This is a genomic window from Rhizobium sp. WW_1, assembly GCF_003610155.1.
GTDB lineage: Bacteria > Pseudomonadota > Alphaproteobacteria > Rhizobiales > Rhizobiaceae > Rhizobium > Rhizobium tropici_A.
Window position 1 is genome coordinate 1 of the sequence record NZ_RAIN01000068.1, and the last position, 1041, is coordinate 1041.

General features: G+C 57.2%; 1 protein-coding gene. It reads right to left on the reverse strand.

What is annotated here, in order from left to right; genetic code table 11:
* Positions 1-74: 74 nt before the first annotated feature.
* The coding region (locus tag BJ928_RS38480; RefSeq protein ID WP_120296881.1) for an IS3 family transposase at positions 75-1041 on the reverse strand (967 nt) is incomplete at its 5' end.

Here is a 1041-nt window from a genome sequence, read left to right on the forward strand (position 1 = left end):
TGTCCGTCGTCGAATGATTTGAGACTTTTTGGGCTCTGGAAGAATGGAGTTTCCGGCTCAGTTTGCGGGTTGATTTAAGCCGCTTTGGCCTGGTGGTTCAAGCGGCGCTGTCGGATAGTGTCTCGTTTGATCCTTTCACGTTCGAGCAGGATGGTCTGGCCGCGTCCGAAGTAGACGTCGGCCGGAGTGAGATTGTCGAGGCTCTCGTGGTATCGGCGATGATTGTAGTGCTCGACGAAGGCCGCGATCTGGGCTTCGAGGTCTTCCTGGAAGAAGTAGTTTTCCAAGAGGATGCGGTTCTTCAGCGTTTGGTGCCAACGCTCGATCTTGCCCTGCGTTTGCGGATGGCCGGGAGCGCCGTGGACCTGGTCGATCTTGTATTTCTCCAGCCATTCGCCGAGATCGGAGGCGACGTAACACGGACCGTTGTCGGACAGCAGGCGCGGCCGGTGCTCGACTTTGACCTTGTCGCAGCCTGATGCGGCCAGCGCCAGGTCGAGCGTGTCGGTGACGTCATCGACTTTCATACTGGTGCACAGCTTCCAGGCGATGATGTAGCGGGAATAATCGTCGAGGATGGTCGACAGGTAAAACCATCCCCAGCCGATGACCTTCAGGTAGGTGAAGTCGGTTTGCCACATCTCGTTCGGCCGCGTGGTCTTGTCCTTGAACTCGTCGTTGGCCTTGATGACGATATAGGCTGGTGACGTAATCAGGTCATGGGCCTTGAGCAGGCGATAGACCGAAGCTTCCGAGACGAAATAGCTTTCCGTGTCGGTGAACTTCACCGCCAGCTCGCGTGATGACAGATCGGCATGGTCGAGTGCCATGGTGATGATCCTGTCCCTGACATCGTCGGGGATGCGGTTCCACACCCGTGACGGCGCGGACGTCCGGTCTTCTAGCCCTTCAACGCCATGGGTCAGAAAGCGATCATACCAGCGATAGAAGGTCGGCCTTGGAATGCCGAGCTTGTCGAGGGTTTGTCTGGCCGACAGATGCGACTGTTCCACGATCCGGATGATCTCAAGCTTCTCTGAG